Origin of the sequence: Oryzomonas rubra, assembly GCF_008369015.1 — a bacterium.
Lineage (GTDB): Bacteria > Desulfobacterota > Desulfuromonadia > Geobacterales > Pseudopelobacteraceae > Oryzomonas > Oryzomonas japonica.
The window spans coordinates 77,964-102,098 of sequence record NZ_SRSD01000011.1 but is presented as its reverse complement, the minus strand read 5'-3'; the positions used below and the strand labels follow the sequence as shown (position 1 = coordinate 102,098).

Genomic DNA, 24,135 nt, shown 5'->3' with positions numbered 1-24,135 from the left:
CCTGGAGAACAGGTCATCCGACTTGCCTTTTTCTTCAATGTCTTGGCGGTTGTTGCCATCTGGGAGGTCATTGCACCTCGTCGAGCGCTAATGTGGTTTCATTATCTATGAGTTGAGATGAAGTAACAGTGGTGCCCAACGTTTAGTTGAATTGGAGCTTGGGATTTTGACAGGTCCGAGTATCACTCCTGTGCTGCGATAATGGCCTTCAGATCTCGCAATTCCCCGGTATTCAGAACTATCGGCTGCATGAGGGTATGGGGGGAGACCTGTCGTGGATTGTGCAGGTGGAGCACCAGGTGCTCCTCGGTCCACCGTTTAGTCCCCGCGTAGGTAGAGGGATAAAACGGAGTGAGAAGACCCGACAGGTTCGGGCCGATAGTTCCCGCCCCCAGCAGGCCGTGGCGCATGGTCAGCATACGATGGCACGGGCCGCACTTGCGGCTGAACACATCCCCGACGGGCTTGTCCGCCTTTTCGAAGTGTACAACCAACGGCAACTCCCTCCCCTGCTTTTCCCCCTTCCCGACTTCGGCAAACAGAGCATTGACGATGACTACGACCTGGGCCTCATCCAGCTTGAAATCGGGCATGCCTTGGGCCGGGGACAGGATGGCTGCCGTGATCTCGCCCGGAGGCCTAGTGGCAAGCAGGCTGTCCAGGGGGGTGGCTAGGCGGTTCCCCTTGCCGCCGATCACATGGCAGCGCCGGCAGGCGAGTTGCTCCACTAGGCGGTTCCCCTGCGCTACCGCGGGTGTTTTTCCCATCGTGAAGTGGGCGTATCGCCCCGGGATCAGCAGGTGGTGGGCGACGTTTTTTCGCTTGGATGCTGGATTGCCCCGGTGGCAACCGGTGCAGGTGCCCCGCTCCCGGTAGTGGTGGGGGTGACAGTTCAGACACTGCGCACCCTGACAACCCCAGGCGGGCAAGAGCAGACAGAGAAAAACCGTCAGGGATGAAAGGAGAGCGACCAATTTGTCCCCCGGAAGAACAGAGCGATGATGGTGAGCGCCACGATGGCCAGAAACGCGACGACCGCCAGTAGATTGACGGTTCGCTGTTCCCGCGGAAACCAGACCGCCTGGTGGGGACGGCCGCCGACGGGGAGCCAGGGGAGTAGCAGGAACAGACACCCCAACGCCATGACCGGGTAGATCATGAAGCGGGAGTAACTGACCAGTTCCTGGATCCAGAGCAGAAACCAGGCCGATTTGACCGGGTTGGGGGTCAGGGCCGGGTTTGCCGCCTCCTGTAGTGGCGCCCGGATTATTGCCGCCGCCAACAGCAACGCGGCCGTAAAGAGGAGCCCGGAGCGGGCGATAAGCCGGAAAAAACCGGGGGAGCTTTTGACAAATCCCTGTTTCATAAGTAGGGGAGCACCCCCTTGTTTTTTCTGACCCGGTAGAAATGGAGCATGGAGAGCCCGCCGAGGGCCAAGGGGAGGATAACGATGTGCAGGGCGTAAAAACGGAGCAGGGACAGGGGCTGACCAATACCGTCGGGCACCAGCAGAGCCCGCAACTGTTCGCCGAAGGTGGCCGTTGTCAGCAGTTCCATGCCGGTCTGGGTCGCCCAATAGGCCAGTTGGTCAAAGGGGAGCAGGTAGCCGGTATAGGCCTCGAAGAGGGCCAAGCAGAGGAGCAGAAAACCGATCACCCAGTTGAGCTGCCGCGGCCGGTGGTAGGCGCCGGTCAGAATGACCCGCAGGGTATGGAGGAAGATCAGGATCAGGAAGGCATGGGAGCAAATCCGGTGGAGGCTGCGCAGGTAGGCGCCCCCCCAGACCGACGACTCCAGAAAGAGGATGGAGGTAAAGGCCCGCTCCGGGGTCGGCTGATAATAGACGAGCAGCAAAAGGCCGCTGGCCATCATCAGCAGGAAGACGCTGAAGGCCAGCCCCCCCAAACAGAGGGTGTAGCTGATAGCCAGGTTGCGCTCCAGCACCACCCGCGGAAAAAGGTGTTTGACGAATTCCATGATCATCCTGCCGTCACCTCGATCATTTCTCCCCGCCTTGACGTCTTCATCCTGCGGAGCGGCCGGTCGGCCGGTCCTTTCACCACATTGCCCCCGCGGTCGAATTGGCTGCCGTGGCAGGGACAGGAGAGCCCGTCGGCGGTGACGTTCACGGTACAGCCGAGGTGGGTGCACACCAGACTCAGGGCATAGATGTCGTCACCGGAACGCATGAGCGCGATCCGCGCTTCACGAAAGACCAGCGCCCCCTGTGCAGGAATCTCCGCCGTGGCCACACTGGCCAGTGCCTTATCAGCGGCCGCCTTGTGCGGCGTCAGGTATCGCCGGAGCAGCAGAGCTGAGCAGAAGAGCGCAGTCAGGGTTGCGATGAAGGTTCGACGCGATTGAGGAATGTTTTCCATTTTTCGATGTACGCCTTTGTGTAGGCCGGTCCCTTCCCGGCCATGCGCCGATAGCGGGAAGCGGTCATGAACGAGCCGTTGGCCAGTTTCTGCCCTTCCTGTACCCAGAAAGACTCAAGCTGCATGCCGTCCCGCCTCAGTTGGTAAATGCGCTCCGAGGGACGTTCTAGGAGGAACCGGCGCGGGTTGTCGTGGCACGCTTCGCAGGTGACGGTCCCCCGCTGCACCGTGTGGGGGAAGAATGCCCGCCACTCGGCGGCCAGCAGGATATTCTCGGGGCCGCTGTTCCGGGCCGACTGGATGTCGGTGTAATAGGCGATGAACTGCGGCCGGATCGGGCTCAACCTCCCCGCTGCATTGAATCCCAAGGGCGGGGCGTCCTGCTTCCTGAGGTAGGCGCTGCGCAGGTATTCGCCGCTTTCCCCCGGCCTGAGGTCGAAATCCTCCTTCAACCGCGGGTCGCGGAAGCGGAGGAAAAAGGTGCCGTACTCCTGGGGTGCCCAGGTCGAATGGCAGGCATAGCATTCCAGGCGTTCCAGGTGGGCACTGATGCGGTGCTCCACGACCTTCCGGCTCGGCCGGTGGCACTCCCGGCACCCTTTGGCCGCCTTCTTCCCCAGGGCCAGGCTGGCCATGGTGTGGCAGGCAGCGCAGGTCATGCCGGTCAGGTAATGCACGTCCGGCAGCATCTTGAGAAAGGTCTCGTTGTTGACCGCCAAGCCCCGCTGGTAGCGCATATTGTCCTCCCGCGGCGCCCGCCCAGCATAGTCCCACCCGGTGTAGTATCCCTTGTGGCAGGTTTGGCAGGCTGTCGTACCCGGCCTTCTTATGGCATGGCCGTTGCCGTGGCAGTCCAGGCAACCCCGCACATGGCATGAAGCGCAGTTTTTGGCGAAAAAGCCGCTGTCCCATTTGGCGTAGCTGCGCTGAACGAACCTCTGTTCTCCCTGCCGGGTCGCCATGGGGCGGTCGAAGATGGCATCGTACCCTTTGTGGCAGCCGACGCACCCTGCGGCACGGTTCCCACTGGCCGCGGGATCGCTGAACCTCCCCCCGAGCCGGTGGCAGGCTGTGCACACCAGAGTGCTGTGAGGAGCGGGCCGGTCGGGTTTTCCCTTGGCCGCCAGAAACGCTCCTGAGGCGACCATCGCCCCCCCAGCCATGCTAGCGGCCAGACAGCAAGCGGCGATGAAAGGTATCATCCAGGGCACGGTAGTCCAGTCCTTTCCGGTAGATTGGGTCGTTGGCCCGGACGTGACACGGGAGACAGAGGTTGACCGAGAGCGCCCGTTTAACCTCGCGGCCGTTCAGGGGACGGGCGTTCTCCCGGGTGATGGCCGAGAAGGCCTTGACCCGCCCGTTCTCCAGGGTCAGGAAGCCGTCCAGCGGTTTGCTGTCCGAACGCTCGCAGATCAGGGTTCCACGGATGGCATTCCCCTCCACTACGTGCTGACCGAACCCCAGGAAGGCGGGGTTGCCATGACATTCGGCACAGCTGATCGCCCTTTTCCCGGTATTGTGGGAGTAAAACGGCGCAAAACGTAACTGCTGGCGTCCCTTGAAACGCGACACGTACTCGGTCTTGGAGTTCTGACCGTCCGCTTCGACCACCGTCACAAAGGTCTGGCACCCAGGCGTCACCGGCGAGATGCGGCCCCGCTGGTTGAGTGCCAGGGGGAAAGGGTATGGCGTGCGATAATCCTCGGTCTCGCTGAAGGCGCCCGGCGTGTCCTCCCCCTTGATGAAATCCCTGCCCATAACCATCTTGTCGTACTTGGTATGACAGCCGTAACACTGGACCGAGGTGCGGGAGTGGCAGGCGTAGCACTCCAGGCGCCCGTGGCCGGCAATGGTATGCTCCGGCGTACCGGTGATCACCTTGCTGCGGTGCAGCTTCCCGCTCCGTTTGCCCAACACCCAGACGCTGTTGTCCCGAAAAAATACATTGGAATAGCTGCGTCCCTTTGCGGTCAGGATCATCTTCATACCAGGACGCATCTGCATCTTGTAACTCTTTGATTCCCGCAGCGCCTCGTCGCTCTCCCGGGTAATCTCCCGGTGACGGGGCGGCTGTGTGGCGCTGCCGTGGCAATCCTCGCAGGCGGTCTCGGCCTGGAGATACATGTTCCGGTACTCATAGCCGTCCCCCATCACGTCCCGTGAAGTGTGGCAATCGATGCACTCCATGCCGGCACTGAAGTGGACGTCAGGGGTGATGTGCACCAGGTTCCGCGCCCCGCTGGCCATCTCCGGCCCCCCTTCACCTTCCCTGGTGGGGACCAGGCCGTTGTTGCCATCGTACAGCCCCTGGTAGGAAAGGGCGATCCTGCCGCTGCGGTTGTGGCAACGGGAGCAGGTGCGGGTGTCAGGCAAGGCGCTCAGTCCATGGCTGGCGGAATGCCCCACCTTGCCCCGCATGGCCTTGTCGCGCCCCTCATAGGTTCCGGCGTCGTTCCAGGGAAAGTGGCAGGCGGCGCAACCGGAGCCGTGGCTGGCGGCATAGACGCCCCTGGTTTCCGCTCCCACATGGCAGCGGGCACAAAATTTACGGTACAGTTCACCGGACAGGTTATCAAGGTTCGCTACCGGCTTGGGGGAAACCGGTGTGCCTGTGGCGTCGTACTGCTTTTCGCCATGGGTGGTGTAACGGTTGCCGTCATCCCCCTCCCAGGTCAACTGTATATTGCGGATCATCCCGGCGGCCGTGTACATCAGGTTGCTCTTCATCCGCTCGAACTGATATTGGTGGCAGGGGGAGCACCCTTTCTCCCAGCGTCCCATATACTCCGGGTTGCCAATGCCGTACATCCCCTGATGGGCTTTCTTCGCATCGATCTCCAGAGGCTTGCCGCCATGGCAGGACACGCATTCGCCGTGATTTTTGGAGGCTGGTTCGATAGCTCCGTGGCATCTGACGCAGGAGGAAGTTTTTACCGCGCCCCCGCACCCGAATAACAGCAGAGAAAGGTAGCAGAAAAGCAGAAACGGTACAGGGATGCTGTTATAGATTCCAAATGGCATCGGCATCTTCTGGGATAGGACCTCTAACTTCTTGTATTGGCAAAATATAGCACGTCGCTATGATCAATTCGAATATAAAAAGACCTGGCAGGCGGGAAGCCTGCCAGGTGGTGGTGCCGCTCAACCGGCGTCCAGCTGAAGTGCCGGCTAGAAGATAACCTGAAGCTGGGTGATGTAGGTATTGAAGTCCTTGGTTGATGCGTTGTTTTTAGAAAAATCCGTATTGCTGTATTCAAAGGAGAGCTTCAGATTCTGATCGCGGAAATAGTAGTTCAGACCGACCCCGAACCAGTCAACACGCTGGTCGTAGACCGTATCGCCGGTTGCACCCGTACTGCTCAGATTGAGGGCTGCGAATTTCCACTTCTCGTAGCGACCGAAGAGCTGGAGCGGCAGGGTGGGGAGCATGTAGCCCGCCTTGACATACCAGCCGTTTTTCTGCCCCGTAATGCCGATGGTGCCGGCATCAGGATTGAGCCCCTTGTAGGCGTCGCCAAGGTCGATGTCCTCATAGGCGCCGGAGAGGGTGACCGTCCCAATCCCCTCAAGCGGGTATTCGAAAAACAGGTCGGTGGTCCACCCCTTGTAATCCACCGCTCCGGTTTTGTTGACCGTATCCCCATAGGCCACATCCGGTTCGAACTGATAGGCGCCGCCGATGGTGAGGACCTTCTTCTTGCCAAGATATGTGCCCTTGTAGCCGTAACTGTTTTCGGGATCGAGCAGCGATACATGACCGCGGAACGAGTAGCGAAAGTTGGATTTTGGCGTAACGTCACCGCTGGCGCTGCGGCCGTTCATGACATCGACACGGTATTGGAATATGTCATTAAAGAGATTGCCCCAGATGGCGACACCCTTGTCGCGGGTGCTGACATAGGGCGCGCGGATAAAGAGGGAGCGGTCGAGGGTCAGCGGGGTCTCGCAGGCGTCGAGGTTTTCGCGGCTCAGGTTGTACTTGAACTTGCCGGCATATACGTTGAACGCCTTGTTGAACTCGAAACGGACTACCGCATCGAGCATGGAGAAATCGGTGCTGGCATCGCCATCAGTGACCGTCAGCGGCGTGATATTCTGTTTCTCCAGAAACTCCGTCTGCACGTAGAGGCTCATGGTATCCCCATAGCGTCCCATCAAGGCGAGACGGTTGCGCCGGAAGTTGAAATCGGTCGTGGCCTTTGATTTGTCGGCGCCGGAACCGGTATCCCGCACCGACATTTGAAACTGCCCCTTGTAATCAAGTTGAAGCATCCCTTCCTCATTGGGCCCGAAGGTCATTTGCGGGCCGGCAAAGGCTGTGCCGGCCAAGCCTAAGAGAAGGGCAGCCGCAGCACCAGTTTTTCCGATTATAGACATAGAGGTTTCTCCTTCACTCGGTAATGTGAGTATTCAAAAGGCAGAATGCAGCATGAACCATCGTCCCTAGCAACCGCTGCCGGTACCACCGCCGCTGCCTGAGGAAGGTGTTGTCGATGAGGAGGTGCCGCTGGTGAAATACGCCTTGTCTTCAATCAGTTGCTGATTGGCACGCGAGTCGGAGATCGAGGTGTACATGGCGTTTGAAGCAGCATCCAGGGTTATGGACGTGCCGGCAACAAGGGCTGCACCGGAGCCGTTAAAAGTCCGGCTGATCGTTGTTCCCGAGGTCAATGCATCCGTTTGCCATACCGCGGCAACCTTGTTTGCAGTGGCGGTTGACAAATAGGACTGCCATTGCTGCCAGGAACCGTCATAAAGGGTCACCGGCCACGTGAGCATGCCGTCAAGCACGAAAAACGGCACGGAAGCCCTGAAGCCGGAAGCGCAGTAGACGTAGTTCATTTTTTTCGCAGCGGTAACTCCTTCCGCAGTCAGATACGCGATTTGGGCGGAGGGGCTATTCAGTACGCCCGTCTTTCCTGTCGCAGCAGTCCAGTAACTGGCATAGTTGTCTTCTATGGAATTTTGGATATAGACACCTGTTGTGGCGCTGACGCCGCCGCGGGCATCGATAATGGATACCCCGGAAGCGTCGGTTTTCAGCGTACCGGAGTTTATCTTGTCAACCAGGGCCAGCATGTCGCCGATGGAATAACGAACGTTGAAGTTGCTGGTACTTCCGGTATAGAAATTACGGACACTGAATGTTGATGCCGTTATCGTCGGCACGGTTGCTGTCAACGCATAGTCGCTGCTCCAACTGTTGGCCGTTGCGGCATCGTTCCAAGCATCATCCCCGCCGTTCAGCACCTTCAAGCGCTCCCGGGGAAAGCCCCAGTAACGGAAGGTGTAATAGGCTCTCGTTGCGTTCATCAAGCTCTGCCCCTTGCTGACGGTAAACACCACAGTGGTGTTTTTCGTAATGCCGAAGCGCTGGACCAAAGCATCCATGAGCTGACCGGTCAGAACTTCACTGGTGTTGGTGCCGACCCCCTCCATTCTCGTTATGGAAAGCTCGCTGGCCGAGTTGAGAAGCTGTGCCCCGGGAATATGCAGCGCCGCGTAGTTGGCCAAGGGGGCCACGGTGACGATGACGACCCGGTCCAGGCTGGCTGCGTTGCTGCTGTTAACCTTGCCTTCGTCCATCCACTGTTTGAGGGTGGCCGGATCGATGGCTGCATTGGCTGTCTTGGTTGTTGTGATTGATGCCGCCTGCTGGGCCGTTACATCCGTGTACCCTTTCGTGCCGGAGTCGCCGCATCCCCACAGGGTAAGCGCGGCGACGGCGAATGCCGCGAGTAATGCGGTTAGTGCCACTCTGCCCTTTTTCATCATTTTTTCCGACATAACTCCTCCTTGGAATTTCTGTGTACTTGTGTACCAGAGCGCATTGACAAGATAACGCGGTGCCTCAACTCACCTCCCCTCCCCTCGAAGGCACGATTTTCGTGTCGGTCCTACGGCAAAAAGACAAAAAAGTGCCGACGCGGTAACGTCGGCATAGCAATGAAGGAGGTTGTTGTATATATTTCAGCTGCGGTGCAATGGCACCACTGCAACCGAAACATTCTGCGACCTGAATACTTGGACATGCCATTATATGTGGCTTCTCCCAAAAGCAATTTATTGAGCGGGCACCGGTTCCGCCCACTTGAAGTGAAAACCGCTCTTTTGTACCCCCGGCTTCGCTGCCGGCTCCGCCCCTTCCGGTCGGCCCTGAACAGCAGGCGGGGTATGGGGTTCGGTCATAGCAGGCGTATTGCTCGCCGTTGGGGTACCGTCCGACAGGTATTTCTGCGATGCTATGGAAGAACTCCTGTCGTCGAGGAGGATGGTCTGGGTCTTGCCTGAACGGTAGGTGATCACCAGTGAGTCAGCATACGACAGGCTGGCGTGGCTGAGGCATGTCAAACACAAGACTGTGACGCATAAACGATTCATCGTGTCCTCCCGGGCGGATCTTCTAAATGAGGAATTCTCTAGGAAATTTAACGCCCAAACGCCTGTATTGCGGTTGTATTTTAACCGTGACATGCCCTATAGTTAAAACGAAAGTTTTTCATGCCCCCATGAGTATTGCGCACAACGATGTTCTGCAAGGAGGAGTGGTGATGAAATCCGAGTATTTACAAACACTTGTCGAATCCATAGCCACCGGCAGTTTTTCGAAGGCGGCAGAAACGCTCTGCGTCACCCAATCTGCTGTTTCCCGGCGTATCAAGTTCATTGAGGACCAGTACGGTTTCCCGCTGATCGACCGTAGCGGACCCGTGCTGGTGCCTACCGAGGCGGGCCGGATCGTGCTTGAAAAGGCCGAAAAGATGCTCTCCCTTGAAAAGGAGCTGCTTCACGACCTGCAGGGGATTTCCGCCAAGCCCAGCATCATGTTCTGCTGCACCCCGGCTTTCGGCGTTGTGTATCTCACCGATATCCTGAAGGACTTCATGCTGTCGAATCCCGATACGACGGAACTGAGGTTCTTCTTCGACATGCCGGACAAGGTTGTGGACGGCATGCGGGAAGGGGCGTATCAGGTGGGGGTCATCGAGCATAACGAGAATTTCGATCTAGCGGAATTTGAAACCTTTGAGCTGCCCGGGGATGAGGTGGTCTTTGTCAGCGCGCCCGAACTCGGGCTGGCGGATGGGGACGTGAGCATCGACCAGTTGACCCGCCAAGACCTGTACACCAGAAAAGAGGGGTGCTGCTCAAGCAAGCTGCTCGATTACAATATGAAGAAGCTTGGCAGGGATTACGGGGAGTTCAGCAGGGTCCTCTACTACGACGACCTGCATCTCATCATCGACTCGGTCCGCACGGGAGGGGGCATCGCCTTCATCTCGCGGCCGGTGGTGGAGGGTCTGGTGAAGGAAGGCCTGCTCAGGCAACACCGGGTTACCGAATTTGAACACGCCTACCGGCGCACCCTGATCGTGAACAGGGCGGTTCCCGCGGTCGATACCCCCCGGTTCGACAATTTTATTGCCTGCATTCTCTCGGCTTTTGACGGCAGCGGTGCGGAGCGCATCGCTGCCGGGTCAAAGCGCTTCTGCGCCGTCCACAGAGCAGCCACGTAGGAGTCTTCCCTTTCCCCGGATCATGTGGGGAAACGCCGCATGCAAAAAAGAGGCATGCTTTCACATGCCTCCGCAGCTGATCTCCGGCAATGACTAACAGCCGGACACTTCCTTTTTACCCTTTTGGGCTGGCTTGGCGTCGCCTTTCTTTGCATCCTTTTTTGCCTTTTTCTCTTTCTTGTCCTTCTTGGCATCCTTCTTTTCAACCTTTTCCGTAGCAGCCTTCTCTTCTTTCTTCTCCTCTGCCAGAACAACCGTTGCAAAGCTCAGGGCCATCAGGGCCGCTACCATGACTGCTGCGATTCTTTTCATTTGTTATCTCCTTTTGGGGGCGAGCTCCGGCGTGCCGGGCGTTTAAAGCGAAATACCGGGCCTGCAGGGCGTTAGACCGCTTACTATAAATGGCTGAGTTGGCCGGCATAGACAAAGGACAAGCGTATGATGAGTCCCCCTGCCAGCACCATGAGGGCGCTCAGATTCATCTTCAGCAGGGCGTCCGCAGTCAATTCCTCTCCATGCTCTTCCTTCACCTCAAGATACTTGAGGACCAGGGCCACCGGAAAGATGATCAACAGCAGGAGCATGCCCAGGCCGTACCAGAAGTATCCGTGGGAAAAGGTGAAAAAGGGCATTATGGATTCGCGGTGCGCCCCCGACGAAGTGTACTGGCCGTAGAAGAATAACGGCAGGATGACCATTTCGGCCAGTATCAGCCAAATATCCACCTTGGTGAAGAAGAGTTTCACCTTCTTTTCTCCGGCGATCATGATCATGAACGCCGCTCCGGCCGACATGGCCGAGGTCAGGAAGAGGACCGGCAAGATCGCCGAATTCCACAACGGGCGGGCAACGAAGGAACTCAAGAGCACCCCGGTGTAGACGCCGATGAAGATCCCCATGGCAAAATTGGCGGCGGCAAGCGGCAACTTGAACCTGCTCAACCGTTCGGAGAGATTCACCAGCACCGGGAACCGGAGATAGTGTCTCTTGGACTCCGGGAGTGTGGCCAGCGCGTACATGATGCTGACGGGATAAAAAACGAGCAGGCCCCAGGAGCCCCAGGACATGGGGGAGAGGGGCTGAACGGTCAGATAGAACCAGAACACGTTGAGTTTGCGTTCCAGATCGAGAAAGATGAAGAGCATGCCGATGCTGAGGATAATGGGGACATAGAGGGGGGCGCTAAAAGCGGCCCGGTCTCCTTCCGCCAGTTTTCCCCCCTTCCTGACATGCAGGATTGAGGTCATGATGGCCAGCCCTGCGGAAAGCCCTCCGAGAAAGAGGTAGAGCGACACCCGCCAGTCCCAGACATGGAGATGTGGCGTGGTGACAGCGTTCACTCCCGTGATGGTCAGTTCCATACCGTCTGCTCCTATTCCGGTTTCCCGAATCGTTTGATGTAATAGACCCGCGGTTTTGTGCCCGCTTCCTGCAGCAACACCTCGGCGTGGTTTTCCCGCAGGGCGATGCTGACGGGGCTTTGAGGGTTATCCAGATCACCGAAGATTCTCGATTTTCCGATGCAAGTTGCAACGCAGGCCGGCTCCTTGCCCTCCTTGATGCGATGTTCGCAGAAGGTGCATTTATCGGCAAAGCCCTTTTTCTCGTTGATGTAGCGGGCGTCGTAGGGGCAGGCGGCCAGGCACGACTTGCATCCGACGCAACGGTACTTCTTCAACAGGACAAGACCGTCTTCCTTGCGCTTGTAGGATGCCCCGGTAGGGCAGTTGTAGACGCAGGGAGGGTTGTCGCAGTGGTTGCAGAGTTCAGAGCGCAACTCCATACGCAGCAGGGGGAATTCACCCTCGATTTTTTCGACCACCCGCGTTCGGTACTGTTCGGGGGGGACCTCGTTCTCCTTTTTGCAGGCAACGACGCATGCCATGCAGGCCACGCAGCGACGCTGGTCGATTACCATGGCATATCTAGGCATGAGGGGCCTCCTTCTCGATCCGGACGAAGTTCACCCGCATGCCGGTCCCGCCGCAGATTGGGTCAACTTCATAACGGGTGATGAGCCCCTGATCATCCGCACCCTTGTTAAAGGCCTTTTTCAAAGATGTGCTTGAAGTGCTGAACCCATGAACCATGTAGGCACAGTCCTTGCGGATACGTTCCGTGACCTTGACCTTGATCGGGTTACTTCTCACGCCATCCTGGTTTACCAACGTCACATACGTCCCGTTGACAAGCCCCATCTCGCGGGCTCTGGGTGCGTTAACCCACACCTCATTTTCCGGGTAGAGTTCGTGCAGTTCCGGATTGTTGGTTGTCCGGCTAAAGGTATGGACGGCGTTGCGGCCGTAGATGAGCCGGAACTCGCCGCTCGCCGGTTGCGGGTGTTGTGTGTAACGGGGTACCGGGTCGAACCCCTTTTCCTTGAGTTCGTTGCTGTAGAGCTCGATCTTGCCCGAGGCTGTTTTGAACTTGGGCGGGGTCTCGGCGGTTATGTAGGGGGCTGCGGTGTCGGGAATCGTGATGGTACCCGCCTTTTTCAGTTCTTCAAAGTTGATGCCCCAGTGGGCGCACTGGGCCTTGATCTTCTCCTCATAGGTGGCCCAGGGGAAGTATTCATCGAGGCCAAGACGCTTCGCCAGTTCCTTGGCGATCCACCACCCCGGTTTTGATTCGTACATCGGCTCGACGACCGGTTGCCGCAGCGAGACAGTCAACGACTTGCCCTTACCCACGGCCAGGGCATCGTACCGTTCCAGGTAGGTGCATTCCGGCAGAATCACGTCGGCCAGCATGGCCGTATCAAAGGGCATGACATCCACCGCGACCAGCAGGTCGAGCTTTTTGATGGCTTCCAGGGTTTCCTTCTCGTTCGGGATCGCCTTCATGAGGTTTGTCCCGCTCACGAACCATCCCTTGATCGGGTACGGCTTGCCGTTGATGGTCGAGGTGCGGATCGCCTGGGTCACCCCCTCGCCTCCGGCAAACGGGTAACCGCCACCGTTCAGGGGTTCCCTGGACGGCTCCGGAAACGGCTTGGACTCCATTTTGGGAAAGGATGCGGTGGTGGCGAAGAAGGTCCCCCCCGGCCTTCCCCACGTCCCAAGGAGTGCCATAAGGATGGCGATGCACCGTGTGCGCTGGACATCGTCGCCATACCAGGTGGCGTGCCGGCCGGGATGAATGCAGACCGCAGGGGCGTTCTTTGCCATGAGGCTGGCGGTTTCCAGAATGGTGGCGGCGGGTATCTCGGTCTCCTTTTCAGCCCATTCGGGGGTGCAGTCCCTGACTGCCTCCGCAAGCTCCCCGAAGCCGTTGGCATAGGCGCCGATATATTCCTTGTCGTACAGCCCGTCACGGATGATGATGTTGATCCAGGCCAAAAGAAGCGCTATGTTCGTTGCCGGACGGATCGGTAGCCAGGTATGGGCCTTGCCGGCGGCAATGGAAAAACGCGGATCGACCACGATGAATTTTGCGCCTTTTCCCACCGCCTCGGCATAGTCCTGGACCTGGGAGTTATGCATGTTCTCGCCGAGATGGGAGCCGAACAGGACCACGACCTTGCTGTTGACCATATCTAGGCGTTCCGGAGAGCCGATGCTTTCCCCAAAGGTCAACTCCAGCCCGACATCACGGGGGCCGCGGCACTGGGCAAAGGAGGGCATTCCCACGTTGGGAGACCCAAATGCCGACAACAGTGGCAGGAAGTGGTCGGTCGGCGTGCCGTGGGTAAACAGCGCAACCGCTTCCGGCCCGTACTGCTGTTTGATCCGGGTCAGCTTTTCCGCCACAAGATTGAGGGCTTCGTCCCAGGATGCCTTCTTGTACTTCCCCTCGCCGCGCGCCCCGGAACTGATGAGCGGGGTCTTGAGACGGTCGGGATCGTACAACAGTCCGGCGCCGCCGTTGCCCCTGCCGCAAAGCTTGCCGCGCGCGCCGGGATGGTTCGGGTTGCCTTCCAGCTTGACAACCCTGCCATTAATAACTTTGGCCATGACGCCGCACTTCCAGAAACAGATCTCGCAAAACGTGGGAACGTATGTCGCCTTCAGCATACCCTGTTCTTCAGCCCACAACAAAAATTTGTCCGGCAGCGTTGCCGCCACGGATAAGCCGACAGTGGTTGCGCCACTGATTTTTAGAAAGGACCTGCGAGTGATTGATGTAGCCACGTCCTGTCACCTCATGAGTGTATTTGGAAGAGCGCTTCCAGTGTCTGTGCCGTTACAGGGACCACTGCAACGGGTCGTGGTGCTACTCCTGTTTGTTATAGTATGTTAGCAAACCGTAGTGAAACGAATACTTGGCATGGTTGCATGCGTTTTGCGCAAAAGAGAACCCCGGCAAAGTATCATTGGTCGTCCGGAACTAATACGGGCAAACGCAAGGGTCTCTGTTTCAGAACAGCCGTTTGTAGTCGTCAGCCGCGGAGGGGCCGGGCTATTCAATCACGGCACCGAGAGAACGTAACTGCCGTCCTTACCAAAGGTGACCGTGGCATTCAGGTATCCGACCGAAGGAAACCCCAACTCTTTCAAGGCATGATAGGCCATCTCGGCCCGCACGCCGGTGGAACAGTGGGCAATGAGCAGCTTGTTCTTGGGGATCTCGCCGGCCCGCGTCGTGAGTTCTTCCACAGGGATGTTGACGGCACCCTTGATCATGCCGCTTTTGACCTCATCCCCGTTGCGGACATCGATGATAAGTACGTCCGGGGGTAGCTCTGCGGCGTATTTTTTGAATTCCGCCACCGCCATCTCGCCGGGGCGGGGTTTGGGAACATAGACGGCCTTGGCGGCAAGCGTGCCGCTCGCTACCGCGTACCCTGCGGCCTGCCAGCCGGCAAAGCCCCCTTCCAGCACCTTAACGTTACCGTAGCCGGCCTTGAGCAACTGCCCGGCGACCTTTTTTGCTAACTTGACGTCAGGCCCACCATACACGATGATCGGCGTTTTTTTATCCTTGGGTGGCAGATTCTTGATCAGCTTGGCGGACCAAGCAGCCGGGAAGGAGACCGCGCCGTTGATGAATCCCTTGGCCGCCTCCTTCGGAGAGCGAACATCCAGAAGGACATGGGGGAGGCCCTTGTCGAGCCAGGCCTCCTGCAAGGCTTGGGGCGACAGCACGGCGTAGTTCTTTACGGACCAGGCCGGCAGCCCGTCCTTGAAAACCTTGATGTTGGTGTAGCCGAGCTTTTTGGCCTTGGTAGCCGATCCTGGGCTCATATTGCAGGTGGGGCCGGAACAGTAGAAAACAATCAGGGCGTTCTTGTCCTTGGGGAGTCGCTCCACCAGTTTGTCGAAGGATGGGAAGGGGAGATTGACGGCCGTGGGGATGGCTCCCTCCTGGAAGCGCGGCAGGGGGCGGGAGTCGAACAGGAAGTACCGCCCCTTCTCCGGCCCGAGGGCCACAAGCCGTTCAACTCCGGCTGTCGTTATGAGCATATCGGAAGAAACCGTGACGGGAGGCTTTTCAATCAGGCGGACGGCGGTCCTGCCCCCTGCCCGCTCGGTATACTCAACCTTTACCTCGTGTCCTTTGGGCGTTTTCCGTAAGAGCTCGCCATCTCCGGTTGCGCCTTGACTGTTGACGACCTTGATCTCATCTTCATCGAACCTGATGAGCTCCACGGAATTGTCAATCCTCACCTGGATCGTCTTGGCCTTGAAGGCAACGTTATCGAAATATCCCCGCAGGGTGTTGGCTTCAGCCGTGTGGCAATTGGTGCAGATCTTTGCGATGACCGGTTTTACCTGAGGGACCTCGGTCATGGCAGGCGCCGAGGCCGCCAGGCTGATACCGACAGCCGTGGCGGCGACAAACGCACTGGGGAGAAGAGGCTTTGCAGTCATGTGGCTCCTCCTTGTGGGGGGTCAGTTTAACATCCTGCTGTTTTCTTAAAGATCTTGCTGCTATTCTTGCCGCCTGCCTTCTCGAACTTGCAGCGGATCTCATCACCCTCGACGATGCGTTTGTCCTTGAACTTGTCGAGGGTCAGGTCGTCGGTAATGATGATGGTCACGCTTTCCCCGCTTTTGCCGTCCTTGAGGGTTGCCGTAGCTGACTTGCCGTCTGCCGCCATTTCGATCTTGGAGATAACGCCGACCATCTTGACCTCTTCCGCGCTGGCGGTTGTTACGACTGCCAGGGAGGTGAACACCAACAAGGCCACCATAACGACGACAGAGAAAATCTTTTTCATGTGCTTGCTCCTTTTTTACGGTGTAGGTTTATTTTCTCCGCCCCCCGGCGGGAGGCGGAGAGGATTCAAACCGGTAAAAAACCGGAGGAGCGGGAGGCACGGTTCCACTCCCCCGGCGTACTGTCCGCATCACGAAAGCGGACACTTGAAACCTGCTAGAAATGCACCTCGAAGGTCGCATACACGTTGTGCGCGTATTCCAGCGGGGTGGTGGTCATCATCTGGCCCTTTACCTCGGAGATCTTGACCGGTGCGCCGACCCAGTTGTTGCTGCCGGTGTATTCGAAGTCATAGAACTGGTAGCCGAGGCGGAAGGAGGTCTTGCTGAAGTAGGAAGAGATCGGTTTCAGGTTCAACTCCTGGATGACGTACCCTTTCATACACGTTGTCGCGGGTTCCGACCTTTGAGGTCCACATGTCGGCGGCGGCAGAGGCAAAGGTAATCCAGTTTTTGGAGTCGTGGTTGTAACTTCTAGTTCGGATGTAACCCTGGCATCAGGATGATGGCCTTTTACCAATTCTCGATGTCGAGTCTTAATATCCTTCATGGTGGCCCGTTCTCCCAGTCCTAGAACATGCAAGGCCTCCTGTAAATCCGAATAAGTCATGGCTTTCTGTGCGTCCAATCGATTATTTTGGTATCCGGCCCCAGTTTTTTCTCGGCACCCCCTTTGATAGCGGCGAAGTGGGGGCAGGGATAACCAATCGGATTGCTGCTCTTCATACATGAGGCAAACACGATTGCTTCTGCCCCACGGTCAACCATCATCTTTGCCCGTGTGGCAGCTTTCTTGCCGGAGCAACCGCCGCACGAACGAAACCTGATAATTTCAACCGGGCCAGTTTTTTCAAAAGCCATAGTGCCTTCATTGGCTACTTTGAAATCGGTGCTGCCCGGACACATGTCCTCAGTCAATTGACAACGAATAATTCCAACTTTCATATATGTTCAGCTCCTTCCTTTTTATGAGCACATACAACGACGAAACCACCGCTTCCGTAGCCGTCTTTGACGGTAAGTAATGAAGACTCTTCCGGCAAAAGTGTCTGGCGGTATGAAAAAGCAGAAAAGCCAGCTTTGACTAACAGTGCTTCCAATTCATTCACCGAATAAAATGTTGCATCACGGTAAAACATGCTATGAGCTTTTTTCTGGTTGTATTTCCGTCCCAGTTCGCTTTCACGGTCGATAAACCCTACTATCAACAATCCACTTGGTTTAAGAATTCGGAATGCTTCCCGGAACGCTTGCAATACGTCGTCAAGGAAGCACACGACCGTTACCATTACAGCAAAATCAAAACTGCTATCGGCAAAAGGTAGGACTTCTGCAATGCCTTCCACAACGACAATACCCCGTTGACGTGCCAGTTCCGCCATTTGTGGTGCAGGTTCAACTCCAATAGGTATTCCAAGGGGAACCGCAAATCGACCCGTTCCAACACCTATTTCAATTCCATTCTTATTTCCGGGAATGAAGAGCCGTAAAGCTTGCAACTCTGCCTGATAAAGGTCGCTATTGCTATCAAACCAGATATCGTAATCGGCTGCATTTTCGTTGAAAGATGATTTCATATCCACTTTGGATACCTCACGGGTAGCGAGTTATCGATCAGGCATATGTTTTTTTGAATATTAACCCGTAATGATGCGGAGTCAAGTCGAAGCTGTTTTGTTCATTGAAATAAAATCCGGCTTCAATTGCCCAATTAAGCCGAAAATCATGGCTATGGTCGGAAATATCCACATACCGCCGCCCCAAAAATATTCGTGTGGCATAGGTCTCTCTTTATTGCCTCCGTACCGGACGCCGTTATGGTTTGCAGGTGAAGGGTTTGCTCCCTTCGGGCGGATGCTGTTCCTCTGGCTCGGCGGTGTCCGAGATGCCTTGCTCTCATGAGCCTGATTTTGTGAACACCTATAGTCATAGCGCGTTATCACTTCATCGATTTCATTCGCGGTTGCAGCACACTACAAGGACATACGCCGCTGAAAGCTCTTGCCGCTCTGATACAAAACTGAGGTTTCCAACAGACGAGGGGGGTCCAAAGCATCGACTAAAAAAACGGATATTGACAAATAACACGTTGCGCGGCCTATTCGCTGCGACCTGAAACTGAATGTCTTCTGAAAATGCTTCTCGTTTCCGCCGGATAACAAGGCTTGAATACGTGGTGGCTACTATCGATAAGCTAAAACCCTTCCTGGACAAAGAAAGGCCGATAAATTTGATTACAAATCGCATTAAACAAGTTGAGTATCTACGATGTCTTGGCACTCAACACCTATCTGTTGTTGGCCATTTATTGCCGGCAACAGCATCAGGAACGACTGCCGATTCTTCCTGGCAGGTTATCCTTCAGCTGGCGGATTTTTGGGATTCAACAAATGGAGTTGTAGCCAATCAGTAGAACTTATTAACGGGGAAATATTTACAACTCTTCGGAAGCAAAAATCTTGATTGGAAACTGGCGGTACGAGTACAATCATATCCGTCCACACAGTTCGTTAGGATATCGACCGCCAGCACCACAGGCACTTGAAACAATCGGCTTTACGCAGTTAGACACGGGCACCACAAATTCCTCGTCATGCTCTTACTGCGGCATAGACTGGGCCAAGTTCGCCCACAGCAGGATTTTGATCGAGTATGACGACGTCACAACCGTTGGGACATTCAGTCTGCGCTGTGCGGCAATCGATCTGGCAAACAACATTGATAAATCGCCCAAATCTATCGATATCGGCGACTACTACAGCAAGAAGCTGATCGATGCAGAAAAAGCCTCCTGGGTCATGGACGACAACAAGCCAGGAGTCATGACAGGGAGGGCCAAAGGGGCTTTTGAAGACAAAATAGCGCTGGAAAGTTCGTCAAGGAAAATGGTGGGTGCAGGCAACTTTCAATGATTCTATCAAGGCCGCATATGAAGACATGCACAAAGACACAAAGCAGATCCACGAACGCCGTAAGATTAAGCACTCAATGCCGATGAAGGAACATAAATCCTGAATATGCGGGAAGAGTAATGTCATACTTTGCAGAAATTTCCCGATCCTCGCTATACTTCTGAACCCAATATCACCGGGGCGATCCAAATATGATCATCTCCCATCCATACCGTAGGAGGCTGACATGTTCCTGAAACATCTTCACGCGATCCCAGCCATTACCCTTTTGTTAGCCATTCTGACCGGAACAGCACTGGCCGGATCTCCTGTTTTCAATGTGGACCGGGAGTATTACCCTTATTATCCGTCACTCATCAAGTGGAACAAGTCAAAAGCTGAATTCACCCCACCGAGTGTCTGCAAGGAGTGTCATGTAAAACAGTACAAGGAATGGGCCGGCTCGGTGCACAGCCTTGCCTTTGTCGATCCTATCTACCAGGGCGAACTGAACAAAGCGGGGAAAGCGGTCGGACATGAAGTCACCCGCCAGTGCGAAGGATGCCACTCTCCTGCTGGAATGGTGGCTGGCGAGATACAAGGGGCGGGAAATTCCGGCTTGAGCGAAATGGCTCTTGCCGGCGTATCCTGCGACATCTGCCATTCGATAAACGGTGTCACCCACTGGCAGACGCCGTCCCATGAACCGGAAAACGGCTCCTTCATCCTCACCCCCGGCGTTGAGACCAAGGAAGGTATTCAACTTCTCAAGCACGGCCCGCTAAAACCGCACAACGCTTGTGGTGGCGGGTTCCATGAATGCGTCGAATCAGGACTCCATCTCCAGGCCGACCTCTGCGCTTCATGCCACCAGGTCTATCACTACGATGCCCATTTCCCTCTGGAGGCCACCTATATTGAGTGGAAACACGGCCCCTATGCCCAGAAGAACATCCTCTGCCAGGATTGCCACATGGTTGATATTGAGAATTTCAAACGTTCCGCCGATGAGTTTGTGAAACCGGAGCGCAAGGAATACAGGCATTACTTTAATGGTGCAAACTACCTGCTGACCTATCTTGCCGCAGGAGCCGCAAAAAAGGCTGGGGACACAAACCATGCTAAAATACTGATGAAACAGTACGAAATGGCGGTGGAACGGCTAAAGTCAGCCGGCGACCTGGAACTGGCACCGGTGTACCGCGACGGGCACTTGGCCGAACTGAGGGTACGGGTCAAAAACGTCCGGGCCGGACACAATTTGCCGACATCCCTTACCAATGTGAGGCAGATGTGGTTGGAGGTCACGGCGAAGGATGAGACCGGAAAGACCGTTATGACCAGTGGCGAAGTTAGAAATGACGGCACCTTGCCCGACAATGCCCGCCTCTTCAATTCGGACGGCATGGGGGAGAATTTTCACTTCGCCGTAGATCCCTGGGTGATAACATCTTTCTCGCGACACGACACCATCCCACCAAGAGGGTATAAGGATGTTTTCTACGGGATTGCCACCCTTGGGATGGCGAAGTCGTTATCCATTGAAGTGAAACTCAGATACCGGCAGGCTGACCAGAAGGTTGCCGAAGCGTTGCTGGGCGCAGTACCGAAGGACATCGACCTGAAGAAAATATATGATCTCAAGGCGGTGCCCCCGCTCCCCGTGGTCGATATGGTGGTAAAGCAGGCGTCGTTTCCCACATCACACTAGGGAAGCAGCCACTTTCCTTACTGGAGTTGATATACAATATAAAGAGACTATGCAGCGGTAATCATATTGAAGCACTCTGCAAAGAACTAAACCCCGCCTGACACGGGTGAGGAGAGCATATGGAATACTTTCTGGCAACAGGAAGAAGATGTGAATCGACTTATGACTTTGGCCCGCAATCGCCGCCTATATTGCCCCACCAGTGTTGAAATGTCAGCAGAATACCGTTGCCACATGGGGCAAATTTGAACGTCGATTAACCCCCATGGAAATTGTGGTGCTCGATTCAAGCAACTCATTTCATTATGCAACCATTATTGCTACTAGAGGAGGCTACAATGTCTTTCATCAAGAGTATCAATTTATTTTGGAAGTTTTTTATTTTTGGCGGTCTAGCCACAGTTCTGCTATTGACGGCAATGTTTGTATCTTATCGCGGGATGAAGGGAACAAACGAGCGTTTTGACCGCTTCAACGATAAATATCAATCATTGGCACTGACGGTAAGTGAGATGCAGGCTCAAGGAATTCAGTCGGAACAGGCTGTTCGCAATGTGATCCTTAACCCATCCGATGAAAAGGCGCTCTCAAACTATAGCAAGGCTTCTGAAGAGTTCCTCGCATTGCTCAAAGACGCTATAATCATTGCCAATGGGGTCGAAGAGTATGGCAAACAATTTAATAAACTGCCGGCTATGTGGCGGGAGAATAGCGTTATTAAAGAGGAGATCATCAAGCTGGCCAGAGAGGGAAAACAGGCCGATGCGATTGAGCTACTAGTTAAGAAGGAAACTCCCAAGTGGCGGGAGATCAAAGTATTAATCGTTGAGATGCAGACCGCAATAAAGAAGGATATGAAGGCTGAACGTACTGATCTCAATGCATTTACTAATCAAACATTTTCCTTGGCGGTAACGACATTGATTATCACCATTTTGTTAATGAACTTGTTATTATTGATCTTCTGGAGGGTCATGCAGACCTCTTTCAATGAACTGATTTTGCGTCTCAAGGATATTGCAGCAGGCGAAGGCGATTTGAGTAAACGGCTTGAGGTACAGGGGATGGATGAACTTGCCCAAACAGCAATTTGGCTGAATAAATTCATAGAGAAAATGTCGGTAATCATTACCAGTGTGGTCGGGACGTCATCCAATCTGGCATCGGCAACCTTAGAATTAAACATAACTGCTGAACAAATGGCCGTCAGTGCTGAAGAAGTAGCTGCTCAAGCAGGTACTGTGGCAACTGCTAGTGAAGAGATGGCAGCCACCAGCAACGATATTGCCAAAAACTGTCACTTGGCAGCGCAGAGTGCCCAACAGGCTGCCGATACCACCCAGAATGGGTTTGAAGTTGTCAAAAACACGGTTGAAGGAATTCGTCAACGCGGAAAGCGCACCAAGGTGAATGCTCAGGCAATTTCTTCGCTGGGAGAACGCTCCGACCAGATAGGTGCCATTGTCGCAACTATTGAGGACATCGCCGATCAAACCAACTTGTTGGCCTTGAATGCCGCAATTGAAGCGGCCAGAGCCGGAGAGCAAGGGAGGGGGTTTGCCGTTGTTGCAGACGAAGTGCGTGCCCTGGCTGAACGTACTACGCGCGCTACAAAAGAAATCGGTGAAATGATAAAAGCTATTCAAAATGAGACCAAACAGGCAATCGTCTCAATGGAAGAGGGGGTTAAGGGAACAGAAAAGGGGGCGGCCGAGGCAACCCTACTGGAGTCTGCACTCCAGAAGATTCTTGAGCAGGTCAATGAGGTCACCTCGCAAGTAAGCCAGATTGCTACCGCTGCGGAAGAACAGACCGCCACCACCAACGAGATCACGACGAACATTCACAAAATTTCTGAAATTATTGAAAGCACTTCCAAAGGAGCACAGGATACGGCCACGGCATCTTCAAGCCTCTCCCGCTTGGGAGAGGACCTAAATAGTCTGGTAGGTCAATTCAAGCTAGCCTAGCAAGCTGTTCATATTTTCGTTGGTACCTCGCTGCCTTGCAGCGTAGGGAGCAGCAAAATATACCTTTAAGCCGGTTGCAGCTTCCAACTCTTTGAACTGTGAAAATTCCTTGCCGTTGTCAACGGTTAGAGTCTGACGCATCGTCTCTGGCAGTTTCAAGAAACACGGGATGCTTTGGGCGTTCACGGCTGCCGCTTTATTGTCCGCGAGCTTTGCCGCCAGCAAATAACGGCTCATCTGCTCTACATGGGTGGCCAACGCCCCTTTTCCTTTGGCCCCTTCCAGGGTGTTTCCTTCCCAGTCACCGAAGCGTTCACGGCTTTCAACTATGACCGGGCGCTGGTCAATAGAAACGCGGCCAGGAATAAAACGCCGCCCTGAACCGTAGCGTCTCTGCTGGCGTTGTTTGGGATGACGCCGCCGTAGATGCTCATGGAGGTCGCCGTCCTGGCTGACGTCCAGGTAAATCCAACAATAAATCGTTTCATGGCTGATGCGCATCCGCTCATCATTGGGGCAAACAAGGGGAAGCGTCCCCACTCGGTGCGAGGCATCGTATCGATATCTGATAACTGCTACTGTGTATCAACCACCGGCAACCAAAGTTCGGGGCGTCTCTCATCGCTTATCCAAGGAAATAAGCTGATAAAACTAGCACCCGAGACATATCATCTTGCCGGAGAACAAGTGGAGGTACTACTACCAGTCTAAGAGAAGCGGGGATAGTTCGTAACCTCCCTCGTCCGGCGGTCGTAGAAGGTACTGAAAGTGGATTTTAAGTGAATGCTCTATATTCGAGTTTTTTGTCAACTGGCCCCATAGTTGGCCCCATTAAATACAAAAGAGGTTAGGCCAAACGGCCTAACCTCGTTATTTTATTGGAGCGGGAAACGGAATCCACTTTTTGATAGTCAATCTTAACAAGGCTTAAACATAAAATTTCAAATAAATTAAACTGTTACTCTTACATTCTCGGCTGATTTTCGTTTGCAAACGTTCAGCAGAATGCGTTAAATACCAAGCTCTTGGTCAAAGTTTAGTCAAATGTTTTGAGACAGTTGTTTCGAGTCCATGCTGGCTCCCCAAGCGCGACGTTCAGCAAAACTTTTTCGCCCACCATTTTGGGTTTCTGATGGCTCCGGTCAAGAAGAATCATCCAAGGACGGAATACACATTTCTGAAAACACCCTGGAGTATATGCTAAACGCCCAGTTTACAGGGTTTCGTTATGCGTTTCGTTATTCCAAAGTTAATTAACAGTACACAACGCGACAAATTTTGACGCTTTGCCATGTCATACTGACCTTACGATCAATGACAAAGGAGGCAGGGCATGGCAAGCAGGAGACCCTTTCGCGGTATTCACCACAGGAACAGCACTTCCTTTCAACTGGACAGCGAATCCCGCAAATACCCCAGAGCGCCTTTTAAACAGCACGACCTTTGTGTCATTTTATTATGACACTATCACTCAAGCGTCTCGAAAACCGCTTTTTCCTCATCCGTTTGT

The 24,135-nt window shown here is 55.0% G+C and carries 23 protein-coding genes and 3 pseudogenes; 6 read left to right on the top strand and 20 right to left on the bottom strand.

Features of this window, described 5'->3' with window-relative positions; genetic code table 11:
- Positions 1 to 182: 182 nt before the first annotated feature.
- The 9 genes from extS to ET418_RS16535 all read right to left on the bottom strand — a co-directional run bounded on the left by extS (position 183) and on the right by ET418_RS16535 (position 8,729).
- Positions 183 to 974 carry a selenite/tellurite reduction operon c-type cytochrome lipoprotein ExtS gene (gene extS / locus ET418_RS16575; RefSeq protein WP_149309508.1) on the bottom strand — a complete coding sequence of 264 codons (792 nt, stop codon included), beginning with the start codon at positions 972 to 974 and terminating at the stop codon, positions 183 to 185.
- Entirely contained in the window at positions 950 to 1,366 is a 417-nt protein-coding gene (extQ, locus tag ET418_RS16570; protein WP_149309506.1) for a selenite/tellurite reduction operon b-type cytochrome membrane protein ExtQ, read from the bottom strand. The genes extS and extQ overlap by 25 nt, the downstream gene beginning before the upstream one ends.
- Positions 1,363 to 1,983, bottom strand: a complete 621-nt coding sequence (locus tag ET418_RS16565; protein WP_149309504.1) for a cytochrome b N-terminal domain-containing protein — start codon at positions 1,981 to 1,983, stop codon at positions 1,363 to 1,365. Before ET418_RS16565 ends, extQ begins: the two co-directional genes overlap by 4 nt.
- Positions 1,980 to 2,378: a QcrA and Rieske domain-containing protein gene (locus tag ET418_RS16560; protein ID WP_149309502.1), complete on the bottom strand. Its 399-nt coding sequence runs from the start codon at positions 2,376 to 2,378 to the stop codon at positions 1,980 to 1,982. Before ET418_RS16560 ends, ET418_RS16565 begins: the two co-directional genes overlap by 4 nt.
- Positions 2,333 to 3,526: a selenite/tellurite reduction operon b-type cytochrome iron-sulfur cluster-binding subunit ExtO gene (gene extO / locus ET418_RS16555; protein ID WP_246153131.1), complete on the bottom strand. Its 1,194-nt coding sequence runs from the start codon at positions 3,524 to 3,526 to the stop codon at positions 2,333 to 2,335. Before extO ends, ET418_RS16560 begins: the two co-directional genes overlap by 46 nt.
- A 16-nt stretch (positions 3,527 to 3,542) precedes the next feature.
- The gene (gene extM / locus ET418_RS16550; protein ID WP_149309498.1) at positions 3,543 to 5,399 is read right to left on the bottom strand and encodes a selenite/tellurite reduction operon c-type cytochrome ExtM; all 1,857 of its coding nucleotides are present in this window, start codon (positions 5,397 to 5,399) and stop codon (positions 3,543 to 3,545) included.
- 147 nt (positions 5,400 to 5,546) lie between these two features.
- Positions 5,547 to 6,755, bottom strand: a complete 1,209-nt coding sequence (gene extI / locus ET418_RS16545) for a selenite/tellurite reduction operon porin ExtI (RefSeq protein ID WP_149309495.1) — start codon at positions 6,753 to 6,755, stop codon at positions 5,547 to 5,549.
- A gap of 66 nt (positions 6,756 to 6,821) precedes the next feature.
- A complete protein-coding gene (extH, locus tag ET418_RS16540) occupies positions 6,822 to 8,165 on the bottom strand; it encodes a selenite/tellurite reduction operon rhodanese-like protein ExtH (RefSeq protein ID WP_149309493.1) in 1,344 nt (447 codons plus the stop codon).
- Between the two features lie 276 nt (positions 8,166 to 8,441).
- A complete protein-coding gene (locus ET418_RS16535; RefSeq protein WP_149309491.1) occupies positions 8,442 to 8,729 on the bottom strand; it encodes a hypothetical protein in 288 nt (95 codons plus the stop codon).
- Positions 8,730 to 8,929: 200 nt separating this feature from the next.
- On the opposite strand from ET418_RS16535, the gene ET418_RS16530 reads away from it, so the two are divergent.
- Entirely contained in the window at positions 8,930 to 9,895 is a 966-nt protein-coding gene (locus ET418_RS16530) for a LysR family transcriptional regulator (RefSeq protein ID WP_188055645.1), read from the top strand.
- A 93-nt stretch (positions 9,896 to 9,988) separates the two neighbouring features.
- On the opposite strand, the gene ET418_RS16525 is transcribed toward ET418_RS16530, so the two are convergent.
- The 10 genes and pseudogenes from ET418_RS16525 to ET418_RS18580 all read right to left on the bottom strand — a co-directional run bounded on the left by ET418_RS16525 (position 9,989) and on the right by ET418_RS18580 (position 17,834).
- Complete coding sequence (locus ET418_RS16525) at positions 9,989 to 10,207, bottom strand: hypothetical protein (protein WP_149309487.1); 219 nt, start codon at positions 10,205 to 10,207, stop codon at positions 9,989 to 9,991.
- A gap of 83 nt (positions 10,208 to 10,290) precedes the next feature.
- On the bottom strand, positions 10,291 to 11,256 hold the full coding sequence (gene nrfD / locus ET418_RS16520; RefSeq protein ID WP_149309485.1) for an NrfD/PsrC family molybdoenzyme membrane anchor subunit: 966 nt from the start codon (positions 11,254 to 11,256) through the stop codon (positions 10,291 to 10,293).
- 11 nt (positions 11,257 to 11,267) lie between these two features.
- Positions 11,268 to 11,828 carry a 4Fe-4S dicluster domain-containing protein gene (locus tag ET418_RS16515; protein ID WP_149309483.1) on the bottom strand — a complete coding sequence of 187 codons (561 nt, stop codon included), beginning with the start codon at positions 11,826 to 11,828 and terminating at the stop codon, positions 11,268 to 11,270.
- Entirely contained in the window at positions 11,821 to 13,908 is a 2,088-nt protein-coding gene (locus tag ET418_RS16510) for a molybdopterin-containing oxidoreductase family protein (RefSeq protein ID WP_246153130.1), read from the bottom strand. The genes ET418_RS16515 and ET418_RS16510 overlap by 8 nt, the downstream gene beginning before the upstream one ends.
- A gap of 393 nt (positions 13,909 to 14,301) precedes the next feature.
- A complete protein-coding gene (locus ET418_RS16505) occupies positions 14,302 to 15,705 on the bottom strand; it encodes a rhodanese-like domain-containing protein (RefSeq protein ID WP_149309479.1) in 1,404 nt (467 codons plus the stop codon).
- A gap of 26 nt (positions 15,706 to 15,731) precedes the next feature.
- Positions 15,732 to 16,055 (bottom strand): hypothetical protein, encoded by a 324-nt coding sequence (locus tag ET418_RS16500; protein WP_149309477.1) that lies wholly within the window; start codon positions 16,053 to 16,055, stop codon positions 15,732 to 15,734.
- Between the two features lie 155 nt (positions 16,056 to 16,210).
- Positions 16,211 to 16,523 (bottom strand): annotated as a pseudogene (locus ET418_RS16495) (DUF3373 family protein); the annotation flags it as partial.
- A 136-nt stretch (positions 16,524 to 16,659) separates the two neighbouring features.
- Positions 16,660 to 16,998 carry a CGGC domain-containing protein gene (locus tag ET418_RS16485; RefSeq protein ID WP_149309475.1) on the bottom strand — a complete coding sequence of 113 codons (339 nt, stop codon included), beginning with the start codon at positions 16,996 to 16,998 and terminating at the stop codon, positions 16,660 to 16,662.
- Complete coding sequence (locus ET418_RS16480) at positions 16,995 to 17,630, bottom strand: class I SAM-dependent methyltransferase (protein ID WP_149309590.1); 636 nt, start codon at positions 17,628 to 17,630, stop codon at positions 16,995 to 16,997. Before ET418_RS16480 ends, ET418_RS16485 begins: the two co-directional genes overlap by 4 nt.
- Before the next feature lie 81 nt (positions 17,631 to 17,711).
- Positions 17,712 to 17,834, bottom strand: a complete 123-nt coding sequence (locus ET418_RS18580; RefSeq protein ID WP_274596139.1) for a hypothetical protein — start codon at positions 17,832 to 17,834, stop codon at positions 17,712 to 17,714.
- A gap of 341 nt (positions 17,835 to 18,175) precedes the next feature.
- Here ET418_RS18580 and ET418_RS18250 point away from each other — a divergent pair, with 341 nt between their 5' ends.
- The 4 genes and pseudogenes from ET418_RS18250 (at position 18,176) to ET418_RS16465 (ending at position 22,625) form a co-directional block, all read left to right on the top strand.
- Complete coding sequence (locus ET418_RS18250; RefSeq protein ID WP_188055659.1) at positions 18,176 to 18,466, top strand: hypothetical protein; 291 nt, start codon at positions 18,176 to 18,178, stop codon at positions 18,464 to 18,466.
- A pseudogene (locus ET418_RS16475) lies at positions 18,466 to 18,596 on the top strand (integrase core domain-containing protein); the annotation flags it as partial. The gene ET418_RS18250 and the pseudogene ET418_RS16475, both read left to right, overlap by 1 nt.
- A 595-nt stretch (positions 18,597 to 19,191) precedes the next feature.
- On the top strand, positions 19,192 to 20,655 hold the full coding sequence (locus tag ET418_RS16470; RefSeq protein ID WP_149309473.1) for a cytochrome c family protein: 1,464 nt from the start codon (positions 19,192 to 19,194) through the stop codon (positions 20,653 to 20,655).
- 338 nt (positions 20,656 to 20,993) lie between these two features.
- Positions 20,994 to 22,625 (top strand): methyl-accepting chemotaxis protein, encoded by a 1,632-nt coding sequence (locus tag ET418_RS16465; protein ID WP_246153129.1) that lies wholly within the window; start codon positions 20,994 to 20,996, stop codon positions 22,623 to 22,625.
- On the opposite strand, the pseudogene ET418_RS16460 reads toward ET418_RS16465, so the two are convergent.
- Positions 22,623 to 23,156 (bottom strand): annotated as a pseudogene (locus ET418_RS16460) (IS30 family transposase); the annotation flags it as partial. The gene ET418_RS16465 and the pseudogene ET418_RS16460 overlap by 3 nt on opposite strands.
- On the opposite strand from ET418_RS16460, the gene ET418_RS16455 reads away from it, so the two are divergent.
- Positions 23,052 to 23,336, top strand: coding sequence for a hypothetical protein (locus ET418_RS16455; protein ID WP_149309470.1), 285 nt, complete (start codon positions 23,052 to 23,054; stop codon positions 23,334 to 23,336). The pseudogene ET418_RS16460 and the gene ET418_RS16455 overlap by 105 nt on opposite strands.
- The last annotated feature ends 799 nt before the right edge of the window (positions 23,337 to 24,135 follow it).